Consider the following 26,483-nt stretch of genomic DNA (forward strand, 5'->3'; position numbering starts at 1 on the left):
TTCTCAGAAGGTGCATGGCAAAGGCGACGGTCTTTGGCCGTCTGCCTGAAGTCAGGCGCTAAGGTTATCGTTATCCGGGGCTTGAGCACACCAGCCGCAGGCAAAGCGCTGGCCTATTTTTTTGGCTCGCAACTGCGGCTCCAGGACCCAGGCCCGGGACTGCCAGGGCGGTTGGTGGCGCAGGTGCTGGGTATGCCCGCAGGACAGTTCAGCCACCCAATGGCCTTCTTCATCCTGGTGAAAACCGCAGATTGTCGAGTGATTTTTCACGTTCCGTTGGTCCGGGTTCCGTTCGCTTTCGAGCGATTGCTTCGCTAAACTTGGACGTTCTTCATTCTTATGCAAAAGGTCCCGCCCCATGCTGATCGCCGCCAATAAGGCTGTCTCCATCGACTATACCCTCACCAACGACGCTGGTGAGGTCATCGACAGCTCTGCCGGCGGCGCCCCGCTGGTTTACCTGCAAGGCGCAGGTAACATCATTCCTGGTCTGGAAAAGGCCCTGGAAGGCAAGCAAGTTGGTGACGAACTGAAAGTCTCCGTAGAACCTGAAGATGCCTACGGCGAATACGCTGCCGAATTGGTCAGCACCCTGAGCCGCAGCATGTTCGAAGGCGTCGACGAACTGGAAGTGGGCATGCAGTTCCACGCTTCCGCTCCGGACGGCCAGATGCAGATCGTGACTATCCGTGACCTGGACGGCGACGACGTTACCGTCGACGGCAACCACCCGCTGGCCGGTCAGCGCCTGAATTTCCAGGTCAAGATCGTTGCCATCCGTGACGCCAGCCAGGAAGAAATCGCTCATGGTCACGTCCATGGCGAAGGTGGCCATCACCACTGATTTTCTGCGCTAAGCTCAAGCTTACTGGAGAGGCGCCCGAGGGCGCCTTTTTAGTCCGCGGCTTTTGGCTGTACTGTCGAGAGGCTGTTTTCTGTAAGAACACAGGAATTTGGAGTTCGTCATGAGTGCTTTTCACGACCTTAAATTGAAAGCCCTGGATGGTCAGGAGCTGCCGCTCGCGCCCTTCAAGGGGCACGTCGTGCTGGTGGTCAACGTCGCCTCCAAATGTGGTCTGACACCACAATATGCGGCGCTGGAGAATCTCTACCAGCAATACAAGGCCCAGGGATTCAGCGTGCTGGGGTTGCCTTGCAACCAGTTCGCCGGGCAGGAACCGGGCACCGAGCAGGAGATCCAGGAATTTTGCAGCCTCAACTACGGGGTGACCTTTCCCTTGAGCAGCAAACTGGACGTGAACGGTCCCGAGCGCCATCAGCTGTACCGCCTGCTGGCGGGCGAAGGCGCCGAGTTTCCCGGGGACATCACCTGGAACTTCGAGAAATTCCTATTGGGCAAGGACGGCCGGGTACTGGCGCGTTTCTCGCCGCGTACCGCTCCCGATGATCCGACAGTGATCCAGGCGATTGAAAAAGCCTTGAGCTGAACCCGCGCCGGGCCCTTGTTTAACGCCGCTTCAATGCGGCGTTTTTGCATCTAAATCACTCAAATCAATAATGCTGTGCAGCGCATTGAGGGGGGAATATTATCCTCATCATAAGTGCGCCGGGGCCGGTACCCGGCGCAGTCTTGTGCGTCGAATATCGACTCAAGCCTTTTTCTCGGAGCGCAGCATGCCTGTTCAAGCCTTGTTCAAACCCTTTCAACTCGGCGCGCTGGAACTGCCGACCCGCGTGGTGATGGCACCAATGACCCGGTCGTTTTCCCCCGGTGGCGTGCCCAACTCCAAGGTCATCGAGTATTACCGCCGCCGCGCTGCTGCGGGTGTCGGCCTGATCATTACCGAGGGCACCACGGTGGGTCACCAGGCTGCCAATGGTTACCCCAATGTGCCGCAGTTCCATGGCGAGGCGGCCCTGGCCGGCTGGAAGAAGGTGGTGGATGCGGTCCACGCCGAAGGCGGCAAGATCGTCCCGCAACTCTGGCATGTGGGCAATGTGCGGCGCCTGGGCACCGAGCCGGACGCCAGCGTGCCCGGCTACGGCCCCACCGAGAAGCTCAAGGACGGCAAGGTGCTGGTGCACGGCATGACCCACCAGGACATCCAGGAGGTGATCGCTGCCTTTGCCCAGGCCGCCAAGGATGCCCAGAGCATCGGCATGGACGGCGTGGAGATCCATGGTGCCCACGGTTACCTGGTGGACCAGTTCTTCTGGGAAGGCACCAACCAGCGTACCGATGAATACGGTGGCGACCTGGCCCAGCGCTCGCGCTTCGCCATTGAGCTGATCCAGGCCGTGCGGGCTGCTGTCGGTCCGGATTTCCCGATCATCCTGCGGTTTTCCCAGTGGAAGCAGCAGGACTACAGCGCGCGCCTGGTGCAGACCCCGGAAGCTCTGGAGGCCTTCCTCAAGCCGCTGGCGGATGCCGGTGTGGATATCTTCCATTGCTCGACCCGCCGCTTCTGGGAGCCGGAGTTCGAAGGTTCCGACCTCAACCTGGCGGGCTGGACCCGCAAACTCACCGGAAAGCCCACCATCACCGTGGGCAGCGTCGGCCTGGACGGCGAGTTCCTGCAGTTCATGGTCAACACCGACAAGGTGGCGCAGCCGGCCAGCCTGGAAAACCTGCTGCAGCGTCTGAATAACGACGAGTTCGATCTGGTGGCCGTGGGCCGTGCACTGCTGGTGGATCCGGATTGGGCGCAGAAAGTCCGTGAAGGTCGCGAGCAGGACATCCTGCCGTTCAGCCGTGACGCGCTGACGACCCTGGTTTAACTGCCGGCTCCGGGCGGCGAGGGGGGCAGCCCCCTTGCCGTGCCGAGTGTCTCCACGGCGCTGCGGGGTTTGACCGTCGCTTCGATAAGCCCTTCGTAATCCTCGGCCGGCCCGTGCTCGCAGGCACTGCGCAGGCGATCTTCAAACTGCTCGATCACCGCGGCCCAGCCCTGGCGGCTGGCATGCTGGCGGGCGTTGAGGCGTACCCGGCGCAAGGTTTCCGGTTCTTCCAGCAGCCAGCTGGCAGCGTCGCAGAAGGCGCTTTCGTCGCCGGGCATGGCCAGCACACCGTTGTAGCCATGGCGGATATGCTGGGCTGCGGCAGCCTGATCGTAGGCCACCACCGCGAGCCCCGAGGCCAGAGCCTCCAGCACCACGTTGCCGAAGGTTTCGGTTAGGCTGGGAAACAGAAACAGGTCCCCGCAGGCGTAGTGGGCGGCCAGGGCTTCGCCCCGCTGGCTGCCACAGAACAGGGCCTCGGGCAGGCTTTTTTCCAGAGCCCCACGTTGCGGGCCGTCACCCACCACGATCAGCTTCATCCTGCGCTGTGGATAAGTCGCCTGCAGGCGTTCGAAGCAGCGCTTGAGCAGGCCCAGGTTCTTCTCCTGCGCCAGGCGCCCGACGTGGATCACCGCCAGGTCATCGGTGCCCAGGCCCCAGTCGGCCCGCAGCGTATCGAGCCGCTTGGCTGGGTGGAACAGTTGGCTGTCGACGCCCCGGGACAGCAGGGCCAGGCGTTCGAAATGCCGGCGCTCCAGCTCCAGGTGCTGGCTGGCGCTGGGTACCAGGGTCAGTTGCGAGCGGTTGTGGAACCAGCGCAGATAGTGGGTCAGCAAGCGGGTCAGCAAACCCAGGCCATATTGGCTGGAGTACTGCTGGAAGTTGGTGTGAAAGCCGCTGACCACGGAGATTCCCAGGCGCTTGGCGGCCCGCAGCGCAGACAGCCCCAGCGGCCCCTCGGTGGCGATATAGAGCACGTCCGGGCGCTGGCGTTTCCAGCGTCGCAGCAGCTTGTGCATCGACGACTGGCCCCATTGAAGCCCCGGGTAGCCCGGCAGCGGCCAGCCCCGGCACAGCAGCAGGGCTTCGTCGCTGGCCCGGCTCTGGTCGCAACCCTGGCGCGGGCGCACCAGCTCAACCTGATGCCCACGGGCACGCAGGCCCTCGCAGAGGCGGCCAAGGGTATTGGCCACGCCATTGATTTCCGGTGGGAAGGTTTCAGTGATGAGGGTGATATGCAGAGCTGTCGTCATGGCCTCAGTGTCGGCTGAGGCCATGTCGCCATTGTGACCTTGCGATGATGGATTTATGACGCCCCGGCCTTATTTGGCCGGCAGGTTCTCCACCCCGCGTTCACGCACCCAGAACAGCGTGGCACCGGCCACGGCGGCCGGCATCATCAGGATATTGACCAGCGGGATCAGCAGCGCCAGGTAGACGATGCCGCCAAAGCCCAGGCTCTGCCAGCGCTTCTGGCGCAGCCAGGCGAGCATGTCCTGCCAGCTCATCTTGTGGTTGTCCGCCGGGTAGTCGATGTACTGGATAGCCATCATCCAGATACCGAACAGCAGCCACAGCGGCGCGGCAATCAGGTTGACCACCGGAATCAGCGAGAGGATGAACAGGCCGATGGCCCGGGGCAGGAAGTAGCCGAGCTTGCGCATTTCCCGCGCCAGGGTGCGGGGGATCATGGCAATCAGCTCACCCCAGCTGAAGGGCGGGAAATCATCGGTGCCGCGCACCACGGTTTCGACTTTTTCCGAGAGGAAACCGTTGAAGGGTGCGGCGATGATGTTGGCCAGCATGGTGAAGCTGAAAAACACCATGAAGGCCACCAGCACCACGAACAGCGGCCAGATGACATAGCTGAGGAAACTCAGCCAACTGGGCAGGGACGGCATCAGCGCATCGACCCAGAGGCTGAATTGATGGCCGGCGAAATAGATCAATCCGACGAACAGCACCAGGTTGATTGCCAGGGGCAGGAGCACGAACAGGCGCAGGCCGGGGCTGAGGACCAGCTTCAGGCCTTCACGCAGGTATTGCGGGCCGGACAGGACAGGGGCGGGCATAGAGCGCTCCGAGCAGAATGAAAACGCGCCGACCTTACCGGCTTTGTCCTGGGGGCGAAAGCACGGCGAAGCGGTCGACATCAACGGTAACAAAGACCCTTTCAAATAGGCCTCCTGAGGATAGAGACCGCCTATGAGCTGGATTGTTAAACCGTATTTCCTTAATCTTCGCCCCCTCTATACGCTTCACCCATTATTTTTTGGACGGACGAGTTCAAGCCTTCCCCAAGGTTTCGCCGTCCTTTTTTATTCCAGCCGGCAATCCGGCGTTCCGCGCCAGGCTAGCCGGGCCGGTCGATAGGAGTGAGTCATGTCTGAAGTACGCCATTCGCGTGTGATTATTCTCGGTTCCGGCCCTGCCGGTTACAGCGCCGCCGTCTATGCCGCCCGTGCCAACCTGAAGCCGCTGCTGATCACCGGCATGCAGGCCGGTGGCCAGCTGACCACCACTACCGAAGTCGACAACTGGCCCGGTGACGTGCACGGCCTGACCGGCCCGGCCCTGATGGAGCGGATGCGCGAGCACGCCGAGCGTTTCGAGACTGAAATCGTCTTCGATCACATCAATGCCGTGGACTTCGCAGCCAAGCCCTACACCCTGACCGGTGACAGCGCGACCTACACCTGCGACGCCCTGATCATCGCCACCGGTGCCAGCGCTCGCTACCTGGGCCTGCCTTCGGAAGAAGCGTTCATGGGCAAGGGTGTTTCCGCCTGTGCCACCTGCGACGGCTTCTTCTATCGCAACAAGCCGGTGGCAGTGGTCGGTGGCGGTAACACCGCTGTTGAAGAAGCGCTGTACCTGGCCAACATCGCCAGCACCGTGACCCTGATCCACCGTCGCGAAACCTTCCGCGCCGAGAAGATCCTGATCGACAAGCTCAACGCCCGGGTGGCCGAAGGCAAGATCATCCTCAAGCTCAATGCCAACCTGGACGAAGTCCTGGGTGACAACATGGGCGTGACCGGTGCCCGCCTGAAGAACAACGACGGCAGCTTCGACGAGCTGAAGGTCGACGGCGTGTTCATCGCCATCGGCCACACCCCGAATACCTCGCTGTTCGAAGGCCAGCTGACCCTCAAGGACGGTTACCTGGTCGTGCAGGGCGGCCGTGACGGCAATGCCACCGCCACCAGCGTCGAGGGCATCTTTGCTGCCGGCGACGTGGCCGACCACGTTTACCGCCAGGCCATCACCTCGGCCGGCGCCGGTTGCATGGCGGCACTGGACACCGAGCGTTACCTGGACGGCCTGCAGAACGCTTCGTTCTGATTTGCCACCCATAAAAAAAACCGGCGCAAGCCGGTTTTTTTATGGGTGTTGCACGGTAGCAGCCGGCTTGCCGGCGAACAGGCCCTCGAGCCTTGCGCCGCTGTGCTGACGCCTTCGCTGGCGAGCCAGCTCCTACAGAATGCGGATCAGCGGCGGGTCAGCGGCTGGGCGGAGAACTTGACCCCGGCCAGGCCGTGAACGATCAGGGCGCGGATATTGCCGTGGTCAGTGCCTTCGGGGGTGGCCAGTACCGAGCGGTAGTGTTCGCCGAAGGCCAGCAGGGCCTCTTCGTCGCTCAGGCCTTCCAGCAGGGCCAGGCCCAAGGTCTTGCACGAACCTTCGTTCTGCCCGGCGGCGTTTTCCACGCCGCCGTTGTTGAAGGCCTGGGGCTGGTAGTCATAGCCGGCGGCGACAAAGGCCAGGGTGTCGGCAAAAGCGTGTTCACCGCTGTTCAGGCTGGCGCGCAGGGTGTTCAGGTCAGTCATTGGGGTTTTCCTTTGGCGAACGCCGCTTGCTGCTCGGCGCTGGCTTCTTTCTGGTAGAGATTTTTCCATTCGGCGTAGGGCATGCCATACACCACTTCACGAGCGTCATCGAGGCTGACCTCGATCTGGCGTTCGTCGGCCTCGGCCTTGTACCACTTGGAGAGGCAGTTGCGGCAGAACCCGGCGAGGTTCATCAGGTCGATGTTCTGTACGTCCTTGCGGCTGTCCAGGTGGGCCACCAGGCGGCGAAAGGCCGCGGCTTCCAGTTCCAGGCGTTGTTGTTCAGTCATGGGGTTTCTCCGGGACAGGGGCAAGCGCCCAGGCGGGCACTTGCCACTTGTGGCAGTTTTCTAGGCGCTGGCGCGGCTGGCCGCGAGAGTGATGGACACCGACTCGGCAAAACGCAGGGCGTGGGGTTTGTCGACTTCGACTTCGGCGTACTGCACCGAGGCGTTGCTCATCACCAGGTCCAGCAGCTCCTGGGTCAGGCGCTCCAGCAGGGCAAAGCGGTTGCCCTCGACATGGGCAATGATCGCCTTGGTGATGGTGCGGTAGTTCAGTGCGTGGTCGATGTCGTTGTCCCGCACCGCGTCCTGGGCCGCGTAGAGGATGGTCAGGTTGATCAGCACATCCTGCTTGTTGAGGATCTCTTCCTCGTTGATTCCGATGTAGGTCCGCAGGAGCAGGTCCTTGACTCGGATACGAGCCATTCCTGGCTGAAGTTGTGGCATTGCTACTTGCTCCGTCCAATCAATTGCAGGAATTCCTGGCGAGTGGTGCTCGAATCGCGGAAGGCGCCGAGCATCACCGAGGTGTGCATGGTGGAATTCTGTTTCTCGACGCCGCGCATCATCATGCACATGTGCTTGGCCTCGATCACCACCGCGACGCCGGCGGCCTGAGTCACGCTCTGTACCGCGTCGGCGATTTCCCGAGTGAGATTTTCCTGGATCTGCAGGCGCCTGGCGAACATGTCGACGATCCGCGCGATCTTCGACAGCCCCAGGACCTTGCCGGTAGGAATATAAGCCACATGGGCCTTGCCGATGAAGGGCAGCAGGTGATGTTCGCACAGGGAATACAGCTCGATGTCGGCGACTATCACCATTTCATCGCTGTCGGAAGCAAACAGCGCGCCGTTGACGATGTCCTCCAGCGACTGGCCGTAGCCGTGACACAGGTACTGCATGGCCTTGGCCGCGCGCTTGGGGGTATCGAGCAGGCCTTCGCGCTCGGGGTCTTCGCCCAGGTCCTTGAGGATCTCGCGATAGTGCTGGGGCAGGGAAAGGGTCATGCAAGGTCCTCACAGGGGCCGGCTTACTTGAGGTGCCGCCCGCCGTTGACGGTCAGGGTGGTGCCGGTGACATAGGGGTTGTCCAGCAGATAGCGCAGGCTCTGGTAAATCACTTCGCTGCCGGGTTCGATGCCCAGCGCGGATTTGGCCAGGGTCTTGGCGCGGTACGCCGCGTCGTCGTCGGGGTTGAACAATAGCAGGGCCGGGGCAATGCCGTTGACCTTGATTGTCGGGGCGTATTTCGCTGCGAAGGACAGGGTCAGGCTGTCCAGGCCGGCTTTGCTGGCGCAGTAGGCGATGTGCTTGCTGCTGCCCTTGCGGGTCACGTCGTCGCTGATGTGGATGATGTCTGCCGGGCTCGAGCGCTGCAGCAACTCGGCGCAATGCAGGTTGATCAGGTAGGGCGCCAGCATGTGCACGCCGAACATCCGGGCAAAGGCCGCTGCTTCGTCGCCAGGGCTCTCCTCCAGCCATTCCGAGGCGTTGTGGACGATGGCCCGCAGGCTCTGGGTACGGTTTTTCAGCTCGGTGATCAGAGCCAGGATCCCGGCTTCGCTGGAGAGATCGGCGAACAGCAGGGTCGCGCCCTTTTCCCGCAGGGCCTCAAGGCCCGGGCGCTGGCTGCGGTAGGTGACGATCACCGGCTGCCCGTCTTGGAGCAGGCGCAGGGCGCAATGCAGGCCGACTCGCTGGCTGGCGCCGGTGATCAGGATCGGGGCAGGAGAGGTGTTCATGAAGGGCTCGCGTCGCGGGTAGTGGGAAAACTATACCAGCGAGGGAAGGCCCTGTGCCTGCAGGCAACGGGCTTGCCGGCGAATGCGATCTTGCGGGGTTTTTTCGTTGGCAAGCCAGCTTCTACGGTAGGCGCAAATATTGCGCGAGGTGTGGTATGAGCCGGCTTGCCGGCGAATCACGGATTCTGCGTCGAGGGGGTGGCCGGCAGCGGTCGGGCCGGTGTGCTGTTGAGCCAGTTGGCCAGCAGCCGGGTGGACAGCGGAATGAAGAAATAGACCATCAGCGGGGTCAGGGCCAGGGTGCTGACAAATACCCGAGGCAGCAGGCTCAGGTCGCCGAGCAACGGGCCCAGGACAAAGTTGAACAGCAGCGACACCGGGAAGAATGCCAGCCAGATGGCCACGGCCTGCTTCCAGCGCGGCGGGCGATGGCCGGCGGCGCCGAACCAGCCGTCGATACCGCTGACCCGGTGCTCCGAAGGGTGGGCGAACAGGTCGCTGCCCCGGGCCAGCCAGGCCGTACGCGAGGCGGAGTGTTCCCAGGTATGCAGGGTGGATTCGTCGGCGAAGCGGAAGATGATCTGGAATTCGTCATCGTTGGGGGGCGGCGCAAGAACGCCGGAACCCAGGTAGCCGGGAAAGTCGGTGGCCAGTTGTTCGCCTTCGCGCAGCCAGGCGATCAGGTCCTGGTAACGGCCGTCGGCAACGCGCCGGGCAACCATCAGGGTGACGGGTGAGGTAGACATTATGTATCTCCGTAAAACCAATGCGCTGCCTGGGTAAGGCAGTCGCTTGACGAGGCACCGGGGTGGCGGGCCGCGCCTGAAGCAAGCAAGGATTATTCCTGATTACTGCCCAGGCACCAATGACGGCGGTCGGTTTTTCTCGTGCTTGAAGCATCGCCACCTGAGGGGAGTAGAATGGTCGCCACTTTGTTTTCCGGTGTTTTCTTCCCAGATGCCCGTCATGACTGAACTTGCCTCCGTCCCTCACGCCCCCGAAGCCGTTCGTCAGGACGAGTTGTTTCCGATCCGTGAGGTGGCGCGCCTGACCGGAATCAACCCGGTGACCCTGCGGGCCTGGGAACGACGCTACGGTCTGATTCAGCCGACACGCACCGAAAGTGGGCATCGCCTGTACTCCATGCACGATGTTGAGGCGGTGCGTGAGATTCTCGGCTGGATCGAACGCGGCGTGGCGGTGAGCAAAGTGGGCAAGATCCTGGCCAAGGGCCGGGCTGCCCAGGCCCAGCTCAAGGCTCCGGTGGATGGCGGCTTGCAGGGCGAATACGGCCAGTGGCGCGATCAATTGAAGCTGGCGGTCAGCGCGTTCGATGAGGAGCAGCTTGAGCGCCTCTACGGGCAGATCTTCTCCAGCTATGCCTTGCCGGTGGTGTTCCAGGACATCTTCCTGCCGTTCTGGAAGCAGTTACTGCTGGCGCGCGAGGCTTTTGGCCAGACCAGCGAATGGCTGTTCCTGGATGGCTTCCTGCGGGCGCGGATTACCCAGCGCCTGCTGTTGCAACGCGCCACCCAGAGCCGCTATCTGCTGCTGACGGCGCTCAATGAGCAATGCCGCGAACTGGAGCTACTGGTGGCGGCGCTGATGCTCGGGCAAGACCCGATCGGTGTGCGCCTGCTGGGCCCGGGTGTGCCGCTGGAGGAACTGACCCTGGTCTGCGAAAAGGTCGCGCCGGTAGCCCTGGTGGTGTTTTCCAATCACGCACCCTCGGCCGAGTTGCCCAAGCGCCTCAAGCGCCTGGCACTGACCCTGGATTGCCCATTGCTGCTGGCCGGGGACGCGGCGGACCTGGCCCAGGACAGCCTGGTCGGTTCGCCGGTGGCTTGCCTGGGTAACGAGGGGCGCTTGATGCAGCAGCGCCTGCGCGGGTTCCTTTGAGGCGCTAGCCTTCAGGCGTGCAATGCCGGATGGCTGTGGCGGTGCTGCTGGAGGATGAACTGGCGCAGGCGCTCGGTTTCTTCCAGGTCGCTCTGATCCAGGCGGTAGGCGTAGAAACCGGCTTCGGTCTGGCGCTCGAAGCGCCCGTGCAGGGCAATCCGTTCATAGCCCGAGGGGCTGAACCACTGGGCGAACTGCCGCGGCGGCCGGGTACCGTTGCGGATCTCCACCAATATCCCCTTGAACGAGACCTCCCGAACCCACAGGCGGCCAGGCTGGCCCCTGGCATTTTCCAGGGCCACCGGCTGCTCCAGGGCCAGGCGCCAGGGGCGCACCATGGGCCCATCCTCGAAGATGCTCGGCACCCCCAGCCGCAGGTGCAGGGCATGGAATTCGTCTTCCACCAGCTGCAGCGGGAAGGTCATCTGCTGATTGTCGAAACGGGCCTGGATGGTGACCTTTTCATTGGCCGCCAGGCGCGTCAGCAGGTCACGGATCTGCGCGCCGCCATTGACCATCAGGCTCGAGGTGGTATCACGCACATTGAGCTGCGGGTTGTGCTGCATGGTCTGGATGAAGTCCAGTTCATCCTGGGTGAGGAGGGCGTCACGCTGCATGATGTTGCTCGGAGGGTGGAGGACAGATCGGCGGGGAATATCCCTACGACCACGAATTCCGCGATTTATTAGTGGCCGCTGGTCGCCTTGAGGGCGGCCAGTTCAGCTTGCACTTCGGCCAGTTGCTGCTCCAGCTGGAGCACGCGTTGCTGGGCCTTGACCTGGACGCTGACGTCTTTCTGCACGCCGATGAAATAGGTCAGCTGATCACTGTCATTGAATACCGGGGTGATCGACAGCTCATTCCAGAAGTGACTGCCGTCCTTGCGGTAGTTGCGCAGCACCTCGCGGCACGGGCGGCCTTGTCGCAGGGCCTGGCGGATCACTTCCAGGCCTGGCTGGTCACGGTCCCCGGATTGCAGGAAGCGGCAATCCTGGTACAGCACTTCGTCGGCGCTGTAGCCGGTCAGCCGCTCGAAGGCCGGGTTCACATAGATCACGATGTTGTCTTCGCCTTCCTGCTCGGCGACCACAATCCCGTCGTTGGAGGCGTTGATCATCCGTTGCAGCAGATGAGCGTTGATCATCCTGAAGTTCCGCTTTCGATCAGCAAGTGCTGGAGTGTAAGAGAGGCTGGCCCGCTGTCCACCAGCGCTTTGCAGCAGAGGTGGCGGCACAGGCGGGATTTTACTCCGTAGCTGTTAATATCCCAGCCTTTTAGTCAGCTTCAGGATCAGATTGATGAAAGTCGCCATCCTTTCCGGCTCGGTGTACGGCACGGCTGAAGAAGTCGCCCGGCATGCAGCCAAACTCCTCAACACCGCAGGTTTCGAGGCCTGGCACAACCCGCGCGCCACTCTGGCCGAGCTTCAGGCCTTCGCCCCGCAGGCGTTTCTGGCCGTGACCTCCACCACCGGCATGGGCGAGTTGCCGGACAACCTGCTGCCGCTGTATTCGAGTATTCGCGATCAGTTGCCCGCCGCCTGGCGCGGGTTGCCCGGAGCGGTCATCGGCCTGGGGGATTCCAGCTACGGCGATACCTTCTGTGGCGGTGGCGAGCAGATGCGCGAGCTGTTCGCCGAGCTGGGCGTGCAGGAAGTGCTGCCCATGCTGCGCCTGGACGCCAGCGAGAGCGTGACCCCGGAAACCGACGCCGAGCCCTGGCTGGCCGAACTGATCAGCGCCCTGCGGGGCTGACCGGCTGTTCCCGCAGCAGCGCCAGCCAGGCTTGCGCTGCCTTGGACAGATAAGCGCCCTGGCGCCAGATGAAGGCGATATCCCATCGCAGGTAGTCCGGCGCCTTCAAGGTCAGGCGCACCACCCCAGGCCGCACCAGGCCACGGGCCACCACACTGGGCAACAGCACCACGCCCTGGCCGGCGGCCACCAGCGCCGCCAGGAAATCCGCCTGGCCGCTGCGCCCGCCTTCCCTGGGGGTGAAACCCACCTGCTGGCAGGCCTGCAACAGCCGGTCGTTGAGCACGAAACTGCGCTGGTACAGGAGGAACGGCGTGTCTGCCAGTTCTTCCAGGCGTACCTGGGCGTTCATCGCCAAGGGGTGATCGGCGGGCAGCAAGGCATCCAGCGGTTCATCGCAGAAGGGCTGGTAGGCGAACGCCGGGTCCTTGGGGGTCAGGCTGCCCCCCAGTTCCAGTTCGCCGTTGCGCACCGCCTGTTCGACATTCAGGCTGCCGCCTTCGAGCAACTGCACCTGGATATTCGGATAGCGCCGGCGGTATTCGGCAAAACGGCTGGCGAACAGCGCGTCACTGCCTAGCAGCGGCAGCCCCAGGCGCAGTTCCCCCCGTGCCAGCTGGCTCAGGTCGTCCAGTTCGCTGAGCAGTTCGTGGCGCAGGCGCAACATGCCTTCGGCCCGTTGCAGCACCACGTTGCCGGCGGCGGTGAGGTGGATATGCGAACCCTGGCGCTCCAGCAAGGGCGTGCCGAGGCTCTGTTCCAGCTGGGCGATCTGCTTGCTGACCGCCGACTGGCTGATGTGCAGGGTCCTGGCCGCCTGGGTGAAGCCGCCCTGGCGGATCACCTCGACAAAGCTGCGCAGTTGTTTGAAATCCATGGCGGTGATTCCAGATTGGAATGGCTTCCAGTCTAACAATTCGCTTCGGTAATGATGGGGCTTTTCATAAAATAAGCCCCTGAGAGGACCGAACCACCATGAACATTTCCACCTGCAAACGCCTGGGCCGCCTGATTCTTGAACTGGCGGTGCTGCTGGCCATCTATTTTCTCGGCTGCCAACTGGCCAGCTGGCTGCCCTGGCCGATTCCCGGTGGGGTCATGGGCCTTGCGCTGTTGCTGCTGGCCTTCGCCTTGGGCTGGGTCAAGCCGGCGGCCCTGCAGCTGGGGGCTGGCCTGTTGATGGCCGAGATGCTGCTGTTCTTCATTCCCGCACTGATGAGCCTGCTGGACTACGGCGGCCTGCTGCGCCAGGACGGCTGGCGGATTCTGCTGGTAATAGGCGTCAGCACCCTGCTGGTGATGCTGGTGACAGCCTTGACCGTGGAATTGGTGTGCCGCTGGAGGATGCGCCATGAAGCTTGACGCCATGCCGGTGTTCTGGCTGGCCCTGACCCTGGGCGCCTACCTGTTCAGCCGCTGGATCTACCGGCGCACCGGGCGCTACCTGCTGTCGCCGCTGATTCTGGTGCCGGCCCTGCTGCTGGCGGTCGCCGTGCCGCTGCACACCGCCTACGCCGAATACGCCGCCAATACCCACTGGCTGATGCTGGTACTGGGGCCGGTGACCGTGGCCTTCGCCATTCCCATCTGGCAGCAGCGGCAACTGCTGATGCGCCACTGGTCGGCATTGCTGCTGGGCATGCTGGCGGGCAGCGCGGCTTCCATTGGCAGCTCGTTCGGCCTGGCCAAGGCCCTGGCCCTGGACAGCTCGGTGACCCTGTCCCTGGTGCCGCGCTCCATCACCACGCCGTTCGCCATGCCCCTGGCCCATGACCTGGGCGGCGTACCCGAGCTGACCGCGGTATTCGTGATGTTCACAGGGGTGTTCGGGGCCATGCTCGGCGGTGTGCTGCTGCGCTGGCTGCCGCTGCGCAGCGCCCTGGCCCGCGGCGCCCTGTTTGGCGTCGGGGCCCATGGTGCAGGGGTCAGCCGGGCCCATGAAGTGGGGGGCGAAGAAGGTTCGGTGGCAGGGCTGGTGATGGTCCTGACCGGGCTTCTGAACCTGTTCGCCGCCCCTTTGCTGGCGTCGTTGCTTTGACGCGCAAGCCCCGGGCCAGGGCCTGATTCCCGGCTGACCCGCACGGCCATCAAGCTGGCTGCCAATGCAACTCCGCCAGCGGCGTGAGCTGTCTAGACTCTGGAGGTCCTCTTCCTATAAGAACCATCACCGAGGTCCTTGCCGTGAGCCTAGCCCCCGTTCAATCGACACCGAGTGTAAAAAACCAGGTCAGCGCCATCGAGTGGCAAACCCGCGTGGACCTGGCCGCCTGCTATCGCCTGGTGGCGATGCATGGCTGGGACGACCTGATTTTCACCCACATCTCCGCCAAGGTGCCGGGCACCGAAGATTTCCTGATCAACCCGTTTGGCCTGATGTTCCACGAGATCACCGCGTCGAGCCTGGTGAAGGTCGACCAGGCCGGCAACAAGCTGATGGACAGCCCCTACGAGATCAACCCGGCGGGCTACACCATTCACAGCGCGGTGCATGCGGTGCGTCACGATGTGGTTTGCGTGCTGCACACCCATACCGCGGCCGGGGTTGCGGTTTCGGCGCAGAAGCAGGGCGTGTTGCCCATCAGCCAGCAGTCGCTGTTCGTGTTGTCGAGCCTGGGTTACCACCCCTATGAAGGTGTGGCCCTGAACCCCGAGGAGAAGGTCCGGCTGCAGGCCGACCTGGGGGACAACAGTTTCCTGATGCTGCACAACCATGGCCTGCTCACCTGCGGCGCGACCATCGCCGACACCTTCCTGATGATGTTCACCTTCCAGCGCGCCTGCGAGATCCAGGTGCTGGCGCAGAACGGCGGCGCCGAGCTGATTGCCATCCCTGCGCCGATCCTGGCCGGGGCCAGGGCGATGATCGCTGGTGTCACCCGCAGCGCTCAGGGCATGGGCGGCGCTCTGGCCTGGCCGGCCCTGCTGCGCAAACTCGATCAACTCGACCCGGGTTACACACTCTGATGCCTATTGCCGAGATCCCGCTGTGCGTGTGGCGTACACGCGGACATGACCTGCTCTTTCGCGGCCAGCGCATCCGTTACTGGGTAGCCGGGCAGGGCGAGCCGCTGCTGCTGATCCATGGCTTTCCCACCGCCAGCTGGGACTGGCACTACCTGTGGCAGCCCCTGGCCCGGCATCATCAGGTGATCGCCTGCGACATGCTGGGCTTCGGTGATTCGGCCAAGCCCCTGGAGCATGACTACAGCCTGCTGGAGCAGGCTGACCTGCAGCAGGCGCTGCTGGCCCATCTGGGTATCGCCGAGCCGGTGCATCTGCTGGCCCACGACTACGGCGACAGCGTTGCCCAGGAGTTGCTGGCCCGGCACTACGAAGAGCGGATCGATATCGCCAGTTGCGTGTTTCTCAACGGCGGCCTGTTCCCGGAAACCCATCGCCCGGTGCTGACCCAGAAGCTGCTGCTCAGCCCGCTGGGCTGGATGCTCGGGAGAACGTTCAGCCGCCAGGGCCTGGCCAAGAGTTTTCGGCAGATATTCGGCCCCCAGAACCGCCCCAGCGAGTCGGTGCTGGATGATTTCTGGAGCCTGGTGCAGAGCAACGATGGCCCGCGAATCCTGCACAAGCTGATCGGCTATATCCCTGAACGCCGGGCCCGGCGTGAACGTTGGGTCAGTGCCATGCAGCGCGGCGAGGTGCCCCTGCGGGTGATCGATGGTGCCCTGGACCCGATTTCCGGGGCACACATGGTGGAGCGCTATCGGCAATTGATCCCACGGGCCGACACGGTGCTGCTGCCGAGCATCGGGCATTACCCGCAGATCGAAGCGCCCCTGGCGGTGCTCAAGCATTACCTGGAGTTTCGCGACAATCTGCTGTCGCCATCATCACGGTTGGCGTGTTCCTGAACCCCGCGGCCTTGAGCGGGCAAGGCGATTATCCCGCTGCCTTATTGCGCACCATTCAGGTCAAAACGTTTTTATTGTGACCAAAGGCTGGCTGCCTGACACTCGAAGCATTGTCCATTGGCCCTGCTGGAGTTCGGTATGAGTGAGTCTGTGCGCTTGGAAGATAAAGTGGTGATCGTCACCGGGGCCGGCGGTGGCCTGGGCCGGGCCCATGCACTGCTGTTCGCCCGGCACGGCGCCAAGGTGCTGGTCAACGACCTCGGCGGCTCGGCCCAGGGCGAAGGCGCCAGCGCTTCGGCCGCCGACCGCGTGGTGGCGCAGATCCGCGAGGCCGGCGGTATCGCCGAAGCCAGCCATGACTCGGTCACCGACGGTGAAAAGATCGTGCAGAACGCCCTGGATGTGTTTGGTCGGGTCGATGTGGTGGTCAACAACGCGGGGATCCTGCGGGACAAGACCTTCCACAAGATGGAGGACGCCGATTGGGACCTGGTGTATCGGGTGCATGTCGAGGGGGCCTACAAGGTCACCCGCGCCGCCTGGCCACACCTGCGCGACCAGGGGTATGGGCGGGTGATCTTCACCGCTTCCACCTCGGGCATCTATGGCAACTTCGGCCAGTCCAACTACGGCATGGCCAAGCTCGGCCTGTACGGCCTGACCCGGACCCTGGCCATCGAAGGGCGCAAGAACAACATCCTGGTCAACGCCATCGCGCCCACCGGCGGTACGCGGATGACCGAGGGGCTGATTCCGCCCCAGGTGTTCGAGCAGCTCAAGCCCGAACTGGTCAGCCCGCTGGTGGTGTACCTGGGCAGCGAGCAGTGCCAGGAAACCTCCGGCCTGTTCGAAGTGGGCGGCGGCTGGATCGGCAAGGTGCGCTGGGAGCGCAGCCTGGGCGCCGGCTTCGATCCTCGCCAGGGCTTTTCCCCGGAAGACGTGGCGGCCCACTGGCAGCAGATCTGCGACTTCGAGGGCGCGGCGCACCCCAAGGACAATATCGAGGCATTGAAGGAGATGATGCAGAATCTGCAAAAGTACGCCCTCTGAAGCGCCCCTTTGTCCATCCCCTATCGCCTGCGCCAGGATGATAGGGGCCGGCTTCTGGCCCTAAGTGCGCCGGGTTTTCAGCACTGGATGCATCACCCCGCCGGGCCCTGGCCCCGGCGGTTTTACTCCTGCAACGTTCGTCACTATGCTCGACGGTCCGCGAACGAACAGGGAGTGCTGCATATGTATGAGTCAAAGGATCAGCCGGTATTGTCGCGGCTGCTGTTCATCCGCCGTTTATGCATGCATGGGCTGGTGGTGCTGGCGCTGATCATCTTCTCGGTGCTGCTGGGTATCAGCGGCCTGCTGTACTTCGAACAAGACATTTCCTTCCATGACGCCTTGTATGACGCGGCCATGATCCTCGGCGGCATCGGCCCCATCAACATGCCGCAAACCCCTGGTGGCAAACTGTTTTTTGCCAGCTACGGGCTTTATACCAACCTGGTCTTCGCTGCCACCCTGGGCTTGATCCTGTCCCCAGTGGCGCACCGTCTGCTGCACAAGTTTCATTACGACGAGAGCGAGGATGACGCGGCGTAGTTGCCACTTTCCTCTGGTGTTCCAGGCATAAAAAAGGCCGCTGCAAGAGCAGCGGCCGAAGCAAGACGTTAGATCAAGGAGCTACAAAATCAACGTCGGTGAACCAGGGGCAGCAGCTTGAATCACACGCCTTCAAGCGGCTGGAAATCATTCCCGGGAACAGTTCGTGCCCGGTACTTGCAAGGTCAGTGGCAAGCGGTTGTTTGCCGTGACTGCGAGTGAAGAATAAGCCCTGGCCGGGTACGGAAAAATAGCGATTCAGGACAAGGACTGTTACAGCCTGAGCAACAGTCTGAGCGTTTTTTCGCCCCGGTCATCCCCCTGCATCGACGCCCCTGATAAGCCTGCATCCAGCCGCTGGATAACCCCTTGAACGGCCGTGATGGCAAGGGCACTAATTCCTTCGAGTGACAGCGCGAATACCTCCTTGGTGCGCTTATCGACCGTGCTACCCCGGCAGTAGGGTGAGGCCTCCTGTCACTCACCGGGGAAGACGCATGACAAGAATAACAATGCGCGCCATCTTCAAACCGCAGGCGCTGGCCGTCGCGGTGGCGCTGGGCTGCTGCGCCCAGGCGCAGGCGGTGTCGTTCAACATCGGGGAAATCGAAGGGCAGTTCGACTCGTCGCTATCGGTTGGTGCCAGCTGGGGCATGCGCAATGCCGACCGCGCCTTCGTCGGAACGGTCAATGGCGGTACCGCCCAGTCGTCCACTGGCGACGATGGCCGCCTGAACTTCAAGAAGGGCGAAACCTTCTCGAAGATCTTCAAGGGCCTGCATGACCTGGAACTCAAGTACGGCGACACCGGGGTCTTCGTTCGCGGCAAGTACTGGTACGACTTCGAGCTCAAGGACGAAGACCGCGAGTTCAAGCCCATCAGCGACCACAACCGCAAGGAGGGCGCCAAGTCCTCGGGGGCGCAGATCCTCGATGCCTTCGTCTACCACAACTATTCCATTGCCGACCTGCCGGGTACCGTGCGTGCCGGCAAGCAGGTGGTCAGCTGGGGCGAGAGCACCTTCATCGGCAACTCCATCAACAGCATCAACCCTGTGGATGTCTCGGCCTTTCGCCGCCCCGGCGCCGAAATCAAGGAAGGCCTGGTACCGGTGAACATGCTGTTCGCGTCCCAGGGCCTGACCAACCAGCTGACCGTGGAAGGCTTCTATCAGCTGGAGTGGGACCAGACCGTGGTGGACAACTGCGGCACCTTCTTCGGCAACGACGTGGTGGCCGATGGCTGCACCACCGGCTACACCGTCGGCAGCCCGGCCATCGCGCCGTTGCAGCCGGTGGCGGCGGCCTTCGGCCAGGGCTTCCAGGTGACCCGCGAAGGGGTGATCCTGCCCCGCGGCGGTGATCGTGATGCCCGCGACTCCGGGCAGTGGGGCGCCGCCCTGCGCTGGCTCGGCGATGACACCGAGTACGGCCTGTACTTCATGAACTACCACTCCCGCAGCCCGGTGGTGAGTACCACCACGGCCAATGTCAGCGCGGCGACCCTGGGCGCCATTGCCGGCGTCGCCAACGGCATCGTTCCGGGTTCTGGCAGTGGCCTGGTGCAAAGCGTGATGCTTGGCCGTGGCCAGTACTACCTCGAATACCCGGAAGACATCCGCCTGTATGGCGCCAGTTTCTCCACCACCCTGCCCACCGGCACCGCCTGGACCGGCGAGATCAGCTATCGGCCCAACGCGCCGGTGCAGGTCAACACCAACGACCTGACCCTGGCCCTGCTCAACCCTATTTCCGGGGGCGCGGCGTCGCCGATCAAGACCGCCATGGGGGCTGACAACACCGGCTACCGGCGCAAGGAAATCACTCAGATCCAGAGTTCCATGACCCAGTTCTTCGATCAGGTGCTGGGGGCCGACCGCCTGACCCTGGTGGGCGAGGCGGCAGTGGTCCACGTCGGAGGCCTGGAAGACAAGAGCAAGCTGCGCTACGGCCGGGACTCGGTGTACGGCCAATACGGCTATGGGGGCGACACCGACGGTTTCGTCACGGCCACCTCCTGGGGCTATCGCGCCCGGGCCATCCTCGACTACAGCAACGTGATCGCCGGCATCAACTTCAAGCCCAACCTTTCCTGGTCCCATGACGTCAACGGCTACGGGCCCAACGGCCTGTTCAACCAGGGCGCCAAGGCCCTGAGCGTTGGCGTGGATGCCGACTACCGCAACACCTACACCGCCAGCCTCAGCTACACCGACTTTTTTGGCGGGCGCTACAACACCCTGACCGACCGGGACTTCCTCGCGTTGAGCTTTGGCGTGAACTTCTGAACCGGCACAAGAAGGAGCATTTGAATGCGCAAGATGATTCTGCAATGCAGCGCCCTGGCACTGGGGTTGTGGGCGGCCAACCTGATGGCCGCCGTGAGCCCGGAAGAAGCCGCCAAGCTGGGAACCAGCCTGACCCCGGTGGGTGCGGAAAAAGCCGGTAATGCCGACGGCTCGATCCCGGCCTGGACCGGAGGCATTCCCAAGAATGCCGGGGCGGTGGACAGCAAGGGCTTTCTCGCCGACCCGTTCGCCAATGAAAAACCGCTGTTCATCATCACCGCGGCGACGGTGGACAAATACAAGGACAAGCTTTCGGACGGCCAGGTGGCGATGTTCAAGCGCTACCCGGACAGCTACCGGATCCCGGTCTACCCCACTCACCGCAGCGTCGGCCTGCCACCCGAGATCTACGAGTCGGCCAAGCGCAGCGCCTTGAGCGTGACCACTACCAACGACGGCAACGGCCTGGCCAACTTTACCGGCAACCGTTACTACGCCTTCCCGATTCCGAAGAACGGCATCGAGGTGCTGTGGAACCACCTGACCCGTTATCACGGCGGCAACCAGAAGCGCATCGTCACCCAGGTCACCCCGCAGACCAACGGCAGCTACACCTCGATCCGTTTCGAGGAAGAGGTGGCGGCGCCGCAACTGATCCCGGACCTGGACCCGGCCAAGGCGGCCAACGTGCAGAACTTCTTCAAGCAGTCGGTGACCGCCCCGGCGCGGCTGGCGGGCAACGTGCTGCTGGTCCACGAGACCCTGGACCAGGTCAAGGAACCGCGTTCGGCATGGATCTACAACGCGGGCCAGCGTCGCGTGCGCCGCGCCCCGCAAGTGGCCTACGACGGCCCGGGCACCGCCGCCGACGGCCTGCGCACCTCGGACAACTTCGACATGTTCTCCGGTGCTCCCGACCGTTACGACTGGAAGCTGGTGGGCAAGAAGGAGATGTACATCCCCTACAACAGCTACAAGCTGGATTCCCCGAGCCTCAAGTACGACGACATCGTCAAGGCCGGGCACATCAACCAGGATCTGACCCGCTATGAACTGCACCGGGTGTGGGAAGTGGTGGGCACGGTCAAGCCCAACCAGCGGCACATCTACGCCACTCGGCACATGTACATCGACGAGGACAGCTGGCAGGTGGCCCTGGTGGACCACTATGACGGACGCGGCCAACTGTGGCGGGTAGCCGAAGGTCATGCGCAGTACTACTACGACCACCAGGTACCGGCCTACACCCTGGAGGCCCTGTATGACCTGAACGCCGGCCGTTACCTGGCCCTGGGCATGAAGAACGAAGAGAAGCACAGCCTGGAGTTCGGCTTTGCCGCCAAGGCGGCCGACTACACCCCGGCGGCCCTGCGCGCCAGCGGAGTGCGCTAGGCGCCTCTTGGGTTGCAGTGGAGTAATGGTCGAGCCGCACGCTCTTGGGGCGTGCGGTTTTTTAGGGCGGCCAGTCCTGGCAAGCGAGCTTGCTCGCCACAGTCGCGGCAATACTGCGTTCCTCTTGACTGGCAGTTATCCGACTGCCTGGTCGGTTTTTTTATGGGGGCTGATCAGCCTGCTGAATACTTCTTCAACTGGCCGGGAGGTCGGGGCTAGGGTGGGGCTACGCTGGCTAAAACTATAAAAAGGCACGCCGCAATGACCGCCATGACTCGTTGTCCAGAGCGTCCCGGGTTCATGCCCCGTTTGTCCTCCCATCATTTTTCCCGCAGCCGCCTGAGCGCGCCGTTGCTGGCCTCCGGTGCGCGGGTCAAGCTGCTTTGCGCGCCTGCCGGCAGCGGCAAGACGGCGCTGCTGGCTGAGTGCCTGCAACAGGCACCGCAGACCTGCCGGGTGAGCTGGTTGCCGTTGTCCGGCGGGCGGCATAGCCCGCAGGGGCTGTGCGCTGCCCTGGCCCAGGCCCTGGGGCTGGAACGCGATGACGAAGCCACGGTGCTGCAGCACCTGGCGCACCTGCAGGCGCCGGCCTGGATCTTCATCGATGACTATTGCCGGGTCGCGGCTGCGGACCTGGACCTGCTGCTCGATCGCCTGCTGAGCCTGGACAACCCGCAGTTGACCTGGTGGCTGGGTTGCCGTCGCCGGCCCCTGTGCAACTGGCCACGCCTGCTGCTGGACGATCAGTTGTTCGAGCTGGACGGCCCGGCACTGGCATTCAGCCAGATCGAGATCGAGCAACTGCTGCAACGGCTGCCGCAACCCCTGTGTGCGCAGACCGCCAGTCGCATTCTGCAACGCAGTGGCGGCTGGTGCGCCGGGGTGCGCATTGCCTTGCTGGAAGGCAGCGAGCTGACGATTCAGCCCTGCAAGCCGGGGCGCCCCAATACCTTGCTGGAGTACCTGGAGCACGAGCTGTTCAGCGTGCTGCCGGCGGAGCTGGCGCAAGTCTGGCAAGTACTGGCGCACCTGCCACGTTTCAACGCCGAGCTGTGCGAGCATCTGTTCGGCGTCGGGGAGGGGGCCCAGTACCTGCGGACCTTGCAGGACATGGCCTGCTTCATCGAACCCTGGGACGGTGGCGGCGACTGGCTCCAGGTGTTTCCGCCGCTGGCCCGGCTGATGCGCGACGAGGCCTGGCCGGGCGGGCGCTCCTGGCATCGCCGGGCCTGCCAGTGGTTCATTGCCCAGGAGGATTGGCAGTCGGCCTTTGAGCAGGCGCTGCGGGCCGAAGAGTATGAAGTCGCGGTCAGCCTGCTGGAGCATTTCAGTTTCGAGTTCCTGTTCCAGCAGGACAATGCGCTGCTGTTGCTGCAACTGCATGAGCGCCACGGTGGCGAACTCTTGCTGGTGTCGCCGCACCTGGTGGGGCTGCTGGTTGCGGCCATGCTGTTTGCCGGGCGCTTCGAGCAGGCGGGGCAGTGCATGGCGCAGATGGCCCGGTTCGCCCCCCAGCCCTCGGCAGCGCAGCAGCGTCAGTTGCTGGCCCGCTGGCAGGCACAGCAGGGCTGGCTGCTGCACCTGAGCGGGCGGATGACGGCGGCGCGGCAGCATTTTATCGAGGCCCTGGATGAGCTGGCGGACAGCGCCTGGACCACCCGCCTGCTGTGCCTGTCGGGGCTGACCCAGCAGGCCCTGCTGGGTGCGGAGCTGGATGTGGCCCAGGCCCTCAATCGTGAAGCCCTGTGCCTGGCCCGGGCCCAGGATGCCCAGCTGTTCGAAGGCCTGCTGGAACTGGACCATGCCCAGTTGCTGGAGCAAAGGGGCGCGCCGCATCGGGCCCAGAGCCTGCTGGAGCAGGTCTGTGAGCGCTTGTCGATGCAGGCGCTGCGGGCGACCCCGCTGCTCGGTCGCATCGCCCTGCGTCTCGGTCGCCTGGCCTTGCGCCAGGGGCATGCAGAGCAGGCGGCCGGCTACTTTCGCAGCGGCCTCGAGGATTGCCTGCTGAGCCACGACAAGCGTGCCTTGTATGGTTTCCTCGGCCAGGCCCAACTGGCGGCCAACCAGGGTGATTATGCCCAGGCCTTCGTGCGCTTGCGGGATGCGGAGCGGCTGATGCAGCAGCGGCAGATTCCCGACACGGTGTACCGGGGCGTGCTGTTGCAGGTCAGCAGCCAGCTCTGGCTGCAACAGGGGCGACCGGAGCTGGCTCAGGAGGCCTTGAGCCGCTTGCTCCGGCACTTTCGCGGCCCGCAGGCGCTACAGGCGCCACCGGCCACCCTGGAGTTGATTCCGGGGATCGAATACCTGCTGGTGCTGGCCGAGGTGCACCTGGGGCGGGCCCAGGCGCCGATCGCTACCTTGCAGGGGCTGCTGGCCCGGGCCCAACGCCACGGCATGCAGGGGTTGGAGGCCGAGGTGCAACTGGCCCTGGCCGAGGTCGCCCACCTGCAAGGCAACCCGGCGCTGGCGCAGGAAGCATTGCAGGCGGGGCAGGCACTGGTGCAGCGATGCAACCTGCCGCAGGCACTGCACGAACTGCGCCTGCGGCAACCACTCTTGCTGGCTGCGGGGGAAACGCTGCAGACGCCGTCATCGGCAGGCCCCCTGGAAAACCGCGAAAGCCTGCTCAGCCTGCGGGAACTGCAAGTGCTGCAACTGATCGCCCAGGGCTGTTCAAACCAGCAGATCGCCGAGCAATTGTTCATTTCCCTGCATACCGTGAAGACCCACGGGCGCCGGATTCACAGCAAACTGGGGGTGGAGCGGCGTACCCAGGCGGTAGCCAAGGCCCAGGCCCTGGGGCTGATGAGTTGAGTGCTAGCGGTTATTGCGGCTGATAACCCATGCGCCAGCTCACTGCAGAGCTGGCCGCCAGCAGACGTTGGGCTGCGGGCCCATGTTCATCGGCGTGGAACAGCGACGTTGGCCCTACCACGGTCAGCACCGCGGCGATCTTGCCGGTGGCATCGAACACCGGCGCCGACAGGGCATCGACACCGGGCATCAGCAAACCGTGGACATGGTGCAGCCCGCGCTGGCGAATCTGCTCGGCCAGGGCATCGTGCACCTGCTTGTCGGCCAGGGCGTGGGGGCTGCCGGTTGCCAGTTCCTGCTGGCGCAGGTCGAGGGTTTCGCGCTGTGGCAGGTAGGCGTTGAACACCAGCCCGGTGGATGAACTGAGCAGTGGCAGCACCGAGCCCAGTTGAGTGACCACGGTCACCGCCCGCACCGCCGGTTCGATATGCACCACCGTCGCGCCCTGGTTGCCCCATACCGCAAGGAAGCAGGTTTCGTTCAATTCGTCCCGCAGTTCTGCCAGGGGCAGGGTCGCGACTTTCAGTACGTCCATGCTGCCCAGGGCAGCCAGGCCTACCCGCAGGGCTTCGCGGCCCAGGCCGTAGTGATTGGTGGCGCTGTTCTGTTCGGCAAAGCCGCTGGCAATCAAGGCCTGCAGGTAGCGATGCACCTTGCTTGCCGGCATCTGCACATGTTCGGCCAGGCGCGAAAGGGAAGTGGCCGGCGACAGTTCGGCCAGGGCCTTGAGGATGTCGGTACCGACCTCGGCCGAGCGGACTTTCTGTTTACCGGTGCTGTCGCTGATGCTGCGCGGCTTTTCCATGGAGGCATTGGGGTCCCGTGACAAGTGGCGGTCTTTATAGCTTGACGCTCCTGGGCAATCAAATTACGTTATGCGTAATTGGATTACGATAAAAATAACCCAGGCGTGCCGATAGCTCTTGTGAGGGAGTGGTGGGCCCCTGCCTATTCCAACTTCCAGGAGGCTCCATGAACCTCGATTCTTCGGCGTCGGCCCTCAGCTACCAATCGGGCTTCGGCAACGAATTTGCCAGCGAAGCCCTGCCAGGGGCGCTGCCCGTCGGCCAGAACTCCCCGCAAAAAGCCCCTTATGGCCTGTACGCCGAACTGTTTTCCGGCACCGCCTTCACCATGACCCGCAGCGAAGCCCGGCGTACCTGGATGTACCGCATCCAGCCCTCGGCCAAGCACCCGGCTTTCGCCAAGCTTGCGCGCCAGCTGGCAGGCGGCCCCCTGGGTGAGGTCACCCCCAACCGCCTGCGCTGGAGCCCCCTGCAGATTCCAAGCGAGCCCACCGATTTCATCGACGGCCTGGTGGCGATGGTGGCCAACTCGGCGGCGCAGAAGCCGGCGGGTATCAGCGTCTATCACTACCGTGCCAACCGCTCGATGGAGCGGGTGTTCTTCAATGCCGATGGCGAGCTGCTGCTGGTGCCGGAGCTGGGTCGCCTGCGCATCGTCACCGAACTGGGCATGCTGGACCTGGAGCCATTGGAAATCGCCGTGCTGCCTCGCGGGCTGAAATTCCGCATCGAACTGCTGGACCCGCAAGCCCGTGGCTACGTCGCCGAGAACCACGGTGCGCCGCTGCGCCTGCCGGACCTTGGGCCGATTGGCAGCAACGGCCTGGCCAACCCCCGGGATTTCCTGGCCCCGGTGGCTCATTACGAAGACCTGCGCCAGCCCACCACGCTCGTCCAGAAGTACCTCGGCGAGCTCTGGGGCTGCGAGCTCGACCATTCGCCACTGAACGTGGTGGCCTGGCACGGCAACAACGTGCCGTACAAATACGACCTGCGTCGTTTCAACACCATTGGCACCGTCAGCTTCGACCACCCGGACCCGTCGATCTTCACCGTATTGACCTCGCCCACCAGCGTGCCGGGCCTGGCCAACCTGGACTTCGTGATCTTCCCGCCACGCTGGATGGTGGCCGAGAACACCTTCCGTCCACCGTGGTTCCACCGCAACCTGATGAACGAGTTCATGGGCCTGATCCAGGGTGCCTACGATGCGAAGGCCGAAGGCTTCCTGCCCGGCGGCGCGTCGCTGCACAGTTGCATGAGCGCCCACGGCCCGGACGGCGAGACCTGCACCAAGGCGATCAACGCCCAGTTGCAGCCGGCCAAGATCGACAACACCATGGCCTTCATGTTCGAGACCAGCCAGGTGCTGCGCCCGAGCCAGTTCGCCCTGGAGTGCCCAGAGCTGCAGAACGACTACGATGCTTGCTGGGCCTCGCTGCCCGTCACCTTCAACCCGAATCGGAGATAA

29 protein-coding genes are annotated in these 26,483 nt (G+C 63.6%); 16 read left to right on the plus strand and 13 right to left on the minus strand.

The features are described 5' to 3' along the window. Nucleotides 1–51: 51 nt before the first annotated feature. On the minus strand, nucleotides 52–390 hold the full coding sequence (locus KI242_RS04990) for a DUF3565 domain-containing protein (protein ID WP_011059293.1): 339 nt from the start codon (nucleotides 388–390) through the stop codon (nucleotides 52–54). Between KI242_RS04990 and KI242_RS04995 the strand changes: the two genes are divergently transcribed. From KI242_RS04995 to KI242_RS05005, 3 genes are all read left to right on the plus strand, one after another. Then, nucleotides 359–844: a peptidylprolyl isomerase gene (locus tag KI242_RS04995; RefSeq protein WP_011059294.1), complete on the plus strand. Its 486-nt coding sequence runs from the start codon at nucleotides 359–361 to the stop codon at nucleotides 842–844. The two genes, KI242_RS04990 and KI242_RS04995, sit on opposite strands and share 32 nt — an antisense overlap. A 121-nt stretch (nucleotides 845–965) precedes the next feature. Next, complete coding sequence (locus KI242_RS05000; protein ID WP_015634175.1) at nucleotides 966–1,448, plus strand: redoxin domain-containing protein; 483 nt, start codon at nucleotides 966–968, stop codon at nucleotides 1,446–1,448. 187 nt (nucleotides 1,449–1,635) lie between these two features. Then, nucleotides 1,636–2,739 carry an NADH:flavin oxidoreductase gene (locus KI242_RS05005; RefSeq protein ID WP_011059296.1) on the plus strand — a complete coding sequence of 368 codons (1,104 nt, stop codon included), beginning with the start codon at nucleotides 1,636–1,638 and terminating at the stop codon, nucleotides 2,737–2,739. Here KI242_RS05005 and KI242_RS05010 read toward each other — a convergent pair. Together KI242_RS05010 and cysZ are read right to left on the minus strand one after the other, a co-directional pair. Continuing rightward, entirely contained in the window at nucleotides 2,736–4,016 is a 1,281-nt protein-coding gene (locus KI242_RS05010) for a glycosyltransferase family 1 protein (RefSeq protein WP_015634177.1), read from the minus strand. The genes KI242_RS05005 and KI242_RS05010 overlap by 4 nt on opposite strands. Nucleotides 4,017–4,061: 45 nt before the next feature. After that, the gene (gene cysZ / locus KI242_RS05015) at nucleotides 4,062–4,811 is read right to left on the minus strand and encodes a sulfate transporter CysZ (protein WP_011059298.1); all 750 of its coding nucleotides are present in this window, start codon (nucleotides 4,809–4,811) and stop codon (nucleotides 4,062–4,064) included. Between the two features lie 310 nt (nucleotides 4,812–5,121). On the opposite strand from cysZ, the gene trxB reads away from it, so the two are divergent. Further along, nucleotides 5,122–6,084, plus strand: a complete 963-nt coding sequence (gene trxB / locus KI242_RS05020; RefSeq protein ID WP_011059299.1) for a thioredoxin-disulfide reductase — start codon at nucleotides 5,122–5,124, stop codon at nucleotides 6,082–6,084. A gap of 146 nt (nucleotides 6,085–6,230) precedes the next feature. On the opposite strand, the gene KI242_RS05025 is transcribed toward trxB, so the two are convergent. The 6 genes from KI242_RS05025 to KI242_RS05050 form a co-directional block, all read right to left on the minus strand. Beyond that, complete coding sequence (locus KI242_RS05025; RefSeq protein WP_019093350.1) at nucleotides 6,231–6,569, minus strand: HopJ type III effector protein; 339 nt, start codon at nucleotides 6,567–6,569, stop codon at nucleotides 6,231–6,233. Continuing rightward, nucleotides 6,566–6,877, minus strand: coding sequence for a DUF1244 domain-containing protein (locus KI242_RS05030; RefSeq protein ID WP_169892840.1), 312 nt, complete (start codon nucleotides 6,875–6,877; stop codon nucleotides 6,566–6,568). Before KI242_RS05030 ends, KI242_RS05025 begins: the two co-directional genes overlap by 4 nt. Nucleotides 6,878–6,919: 42 nt before the next feature. Next, on the minus strand, nucleotides 6,920–7,300 hold the full coding sequence (folX, locus tag KI242_RS05035; RefSeq protein ID WP_011059302.1) for a dihydroneopterin triphosphate 2'-epimerase: 381 nt from the start codon (nucleotides 7,298–7,300) through the stop codon (nucleotides 6,920–6,922). Between the two features lie 2 nt (nucleotides 7,301–7,302). Then, on the minus strand, nucleotides 7,303–7,863 hold the full coding sequence (gene folE / locus KI242_RS05040; protein ID WP_011059303.1) for a GTP cyclohydrolase I FolE: 561 nt from the start codon (nucleotides 7,861–7,863) through the stop codon (nucleotides 7,303–7,305). A gap of 23 nt (nucleotides 7,864–7,886) precedes the next feature. After that, entirely contained in the window at nucleotides 7,887–8,597 is a 711-nt protein-coding gene (gene folM, locus KI242_RS05045) for a dihydromonapterin reductase (protein WP_041115997.1), read from the minus strand. A gap of 176 nt (nucleotides 8,598–8,773) precedes the next feature. After that, the gene (locus KI242_RS05050; RefSeq protein WP_011059305.1) at nucleotides 8,774–9,343 is read right to left on the minus strand and encodes an antibiotic biosynthesis monooxygenase; all 570 of its coding nucleotides are present in this window, start codon (nucleotides 9,341–9,343) and stop codon (nucleotides 8,774–8,776) included. Between the two features lie 211 nt (nucleotides 9,344–9,554). Here KI242_RS05050 and KI242_RS05055 point away from each other — a divergent pair, with 211 nt between their 5' ends. Then, entirely contained in the window at nucleotides 9,555–10,496 is a 942-nt protein-coding gene (locus tag KI242_RS05055; RefSeq protein ID WP_212805963.1) for a MerR family transcriptional regulator, read from the plus strand. Between the two features lie 11 nt (nucleotides 10,497–10,507). Here KI242_RS05055 and KI242_RS05060 read toward each other — a convergent pair whose 3' ends face one another. Together KI242_RS05060 and KI242_RS05065 are read right to left on the minus strand one after the other, a co-directional pair. Beyond that, nucleotides 10,508–11,113: a hypothetical protein gene (locus KI242_RS05060; RefSeq protein WP_011059307.1), complete on the minus strand. Its 606-nt coding sequence runs from the start codon at nucleotides 11,111–11,113 to the stop codon at nucleotides 10,508–10,510. A gap of 68 nt (nucleotides 11,114–11,181) precedes the next feature. Further along, nucleotides 11,182–11,640: a PAS domain-containing protein gene (locus KI242_RS05065; protein WP_212805964.1), complete on the minus strand. Its 459-nt coding sequence runs from the start codon at nucleotides 11,638–11,640 to the stop codon at nucleotides 11,182–11,184. 154 nt (nucleotides 11,641–11,794) lie between these two features. Here KI242_RS05065 and KI242_RS05070 point away from each other — a divergent pair, with 154 nt between their 5' ends. Further along, nucleotides 11,795–12,250: a flavodoxin gene (locus tag KI242_RS05070; protein ID WP_123430079.1), complete on the plus strand. Its 456-nt coding sequence runs from the start codon at nucleotides 11,795–11,797 to the stop codon at nucleotides 12,248–12,250. Here KI242_RS05070 and KI242_RS05075 read toward each other — a convergent pair. Further along, nucleotides 12,231–13,127: a LysR family transcriptional regulator gene (locus KI242_RS05075; RefSeq protein WP_011059310.1), complete on the minus strand. Its 897-nt coding sequence runs from the start codon at nucleotides 13,125–13,127 to the stop codon at nucleotides 12,231–12,233. The genes KI242_RS05070 and KI242_RS05075 overlap by 20 nt on opposite strands. Before the next feature lie 98 nt (nucleotides 13,128–13,225). Here KI242_RS05075 and KI242_RS05080 point away from each other — a divergent pair, with 98 nt between their 5' ends. The 9 genes from KI242_RS05080 (at nucleotide 13,226) to KI242_RS05120 (ending at nucleotide 24,206) form a co-directional block, all read left to right on the plus strand. Continuing rightward, entirely contained in the window at nucleotides 13,226–13,612 is a 387-nt protein-coding gene (locus KI242_RS05080; protein WP_011059311.1) for a CidA/LrgA family protein, read from the plus strand. Further along, nucleotides 13,602–14,288, plus strand: coding sequence for an LrgB family protein (locus tag KI242_RS05085; protein WP_212805965.1), 687 nt, complete (start codon nucleotides 13,602–13,604; stop codon nucleotides 14,286–14,288). Before KI242_RS05080 ends, KI242_RS05085 begins: the two co-directional genes overlap by 11 nt. Before the next feature lie 143 nt (nucleotides 14,289–14,431). Then, nucleotides 14,432–15,214: a class II aldolase/adducin family protein gene (locus KI242_RS05090; protein WP_011059313.1), complete on the plus strand. Its 783-nt coding sequence runs from the start codon at nucleotides 14,432–14,434 to the stop codon at nucleotides 15,212–15,214. Next, on the plus strand, nucleotides 15,214–16,116 hold the full coding sequence (locus tag KI242_RS05095) for an alpha/beta hydrolase (protein WP_019096053.1): 903 nt from the start codon (nucleotides 15,214–15,216) through the stop codon (nucleotides 16,114–16,116). Before KI242_RS05090 ends, KI242_RS05095 begins: the two co-directional genes overlap by 1 nt. Nucleotides 16,117–16,254: 138 nt before the next feature. Then, a complete protein-coding gene (locus KI242_RS05100) occupies nucleotides 16,255–17,166 on the plus strand; it encodes an SDR family oxidoreductase (RefSeq protein ID WP_011059315.1) in 912 nt (303 codons plus the stop codon). A gap of 183 nt (nucleotides 17,167–17,349) precedes the next feature. Beyond that, the gene (locus KI242_RS05105; protein ID WP_019093356.1) at nucleotides 17,350–17,709 is read left to right on the plus strand and encodes a hypothetical protein; all 360 of its coding nucleotides are present in this window, start codon (nucleotides 17,350–17,352) and stop codon (nucleotides 17,707–17,709) included. Between the two features lie 497 nt (nucleotides 17,710–18,206). Then, nucleotides 18,207–19,997: a DUF1302 domain-containing protein gene (locus tag KI242_RS05110; RefSeq protein WP_015634190.1), complete on the plus strand. Its 1,791-nt coding sequence runs from the start codon at nucleotides 18,207–18,209 to the stop codon at nucleotides 19,995–19,997. Nucleotides 19,998–20,021: 24 nt separating this feature from the next. Beyond that, nucleotides 20,022–21,389 carry a DUF1329 domain-containing protein gene (locus KI242_RS05115; RefSeq protein WP_015634191.1) on the plus strand — a complete coding sequence of 456 codons (1,368 nt, stop codon included), beginning with the start codon at nucleotides 20,022–20,024 and terminating at the stop codon, nucleotides 21,387–21,389. A 261-nt stretch (nucleotides 21,390–21,650) separates the two neighbouring features. Further along, nucleotides 21,651–24,206, plus strand: a complete 2,556-nt coding sequence (locus KI242_RS05120; RefSeq protein WP_053156405.1) for a LuxR C-terminal-related transcriptional regulator — start codon at nucleotides 21,651–21,653, stop codon at nucleotides 24,204–24,206. Between the two features lie 10 nt (nucleotides 24,207–24,216). On the opposite strand, the gene KI242_RS05125 is transcribed toward KI242_RS05120, so the two are convergent. Continuing rightward, nucleotides 24,217–25,011, minus strand: coding sequence for an IclR family transcriptional regulator (locus KI242_RS05125; protein ID WP_011059320.1), 795 nt, complete (start codon nucleotides 25,009–25,011; stop codon nucleotides 24,217–24,219). Nucleotides 25,012–25,178: 167 nt separating this feature from the next. Between KI242_RS05125 and hmgA the strand changes: the two genes are divergently transcribed. Further along, nucleotides 25,179–26,483, plus strand: coding sequence for a homogentisate 1,2-dioxygenase (hmgA, locus tag KI242_RS05130; RefSeq protein WP_011059321.1), 1,305 nt, complete (start codon nucleotides 25,179–25,181; stop codon nucleotides 26,481–26,483).

The sequence above is a fragment of the Pseudomonas sp. Eqa60 genome (assembly GCF_018326405.1).
Classification (GTDB): Bacteria; Pseudomonadota; Gammaproteobacteria; order Pseudomonadales; family Pseudomonadaceae; genus Aquipseudomonas; species Aquipseudomonas protegens.

Coding starts and splice junctions, on each gene's coding strand:
- KI242_RS04995 (WP_011059294.1), top strand. CDS start 359: ATGCTGATCGCCGCCAATAAGGCTGTCTCCATCGACTATACCCTCACC.
- KI242_RS04990 (WP_011059293.1), bottom strand. CDS start 390: ATGGAGACAGCCTTATTGGCGGCGATCAGCATGGGGCGGGACCTTTTG.
- KI242_RS05000 (WP_015634175.1), top strand. CDS start 966: ATGAGTGCTTTTCACGACCTTAAATTGAAAGCCCTGGATGGTCAGGAG.
- KI242_RS05005 (WP_011059296.1), top strand. CDS start 1,636: ATGCCTGTTCAAGCCTTGTTCAAACCCTTTCAACTCGGCGCGCTGGAA.
- KI242_RS05010 (WP_015634177.1), bottom strand. CDS start 4,016: ATGGCCTCAGCCGACACTGAGGCCATGACGACAGCTCTGCATATCACC.
- cysZ (WP_011059298.1), bottom strand. CDS start 4,811: ATGCCCGCCCCTGTCCTGTCCGGCCCGCAATACCTGCGTGAAGGCCTG.
- trxB (WP_011059299.1), top strand. CDS start 5,122: ATGTCTGAAGTACGCCATTCGCGTGTGATTATTCTCGGTTCCGGCCCT.
- KI242_RS05025 (WP_019093350.1), bottom strand. CDS start 6,569: ATGACTGACCTGAACACCCTGCGCGCCAGCCTGAACAGCGGTGAACAC.
- folX (WP_011059302.1), bottom strand. CDS start 7,300: ATGCCACAACTTCAGCCAGGAATGGCTCGTATCCGAGTCAAGGACCTG.
- folE (WP_011059303.1), bottom strand. CDS start 7,863: ATGACCCTTTCCCTGCCCCAGCACTATCGCGAGATCCTCAAGGACCTG.
- folM (WP_041115997.1), bottom strand. CDS start 8,597: ATGAACACCTCTCCTGCCCCGATCCTGATCACCGGCGCCAGCCAGCGA.
- KI242_RS05050 (WP_011059305.1), bottom strand. CDS start 9,343: ATGTCTACCTCACCCGTCACCCTGATGGTTGCCCGGCGCGTTGCCGAC.
- KI242_RS05055 (WP_212805963.1), top strand. CDS start 9,555: ATGCCCGTCATGACTGAACTTGCCTCCGTCCCTCACGCCCCCGAAGCC.
- KI242_RS05060 (WP_011059307.1), bottom strand. CDS start 11,113: ATGCAGCGTGACGCCCTCCTCACCCAGGATGAACTGGACTTCATCCAG.
- KI242_RS05065 (WP_212805964.1), bottom strand. CDS start 11,640: ATGATCAACGCTCATCTGCTGCAACGGATGATCAACGCCTCCAACGAC.
- KI242_RS05070 (WP_123430079.1), top strand. CDS start 11,795: ATGAAAGTCGCCATCCTTTCCGGCTCGGTGTACGGCACGGCTGAAGAA.
- KI242_RS05075 (WP_011059310.1), bottom strand. CDS start 13,127: ATGGATTTCAAACAACTGCGCAGCTTTGTCGAGGTGATCCGCCAGGGC.
- KI242_RS05080 (WP_011059311.1), top strand. CDS start 13,226: ATGAACATTTCCACCTGCAAACGCCTGGGCCGCCTGATTCTTGAACTG.
- KI242_RS05085 (WP_212805965.1), top strand. CDS start 13,602: ATGAAGCTTGACGCCATGCCGGTGTTCTGGCTGGCCCTGACCCTGGGC.
- KI242_RS05095 (WP_019096053.1), top strand. CDS start 15,214: ATGCCTATTGCCGAGATCCCGCTGTGCGTGTGGCGTACACGCGGACAT.
- KI242_RS05100 (WP_011059315.1), top strand. CDS start 16,255: ATGAGTGAGTCTGTGCGCTTGGAAGATAAAGTGGTGATCGTCACCGGG.
- KI242_RS05105 (WP_019093356.1), top strand. CDS start 17,350: ATGTATGAGTCAAAGGATCAGCCGGTATTGTCGCGGCTGCTGTTCATC.
- KI242_RS05110 (WP_015634190.1), top strand. CDS start 18,207: ATGACAAGAATAACAATGCGCGCCATCTTCAAACCGCAGGCGCTGGCC.
- KI242_RS05115 (WP_015634191.1), top strand. CDS start 20,022: ATGCGCAAGATGATTCTGCAATGCAGCGCCCTGGCACTGGGGTTGTGG.
- KI242_RS05120 (WP_053156405.1), top strand. CDS start 21,651: ATGACCGCCATGACTCGTTGTCCAGAGCGTCCCGGGTTCATGCCCCGT.
- KI242_RS05125 (WP_011059320.1), bottom strand. CDS start 25,011: ATGGAAAAGCCGCGCAGCATCAGCGACAGCACCGGTAAACAGAAAGTC.
- hmgA (WP_011059321.1), top strand. CDS start 25,179: ATGAACCTCGATTCTTCGGCGTCGGCCCTCAGCTACCAATCGGGCTTC.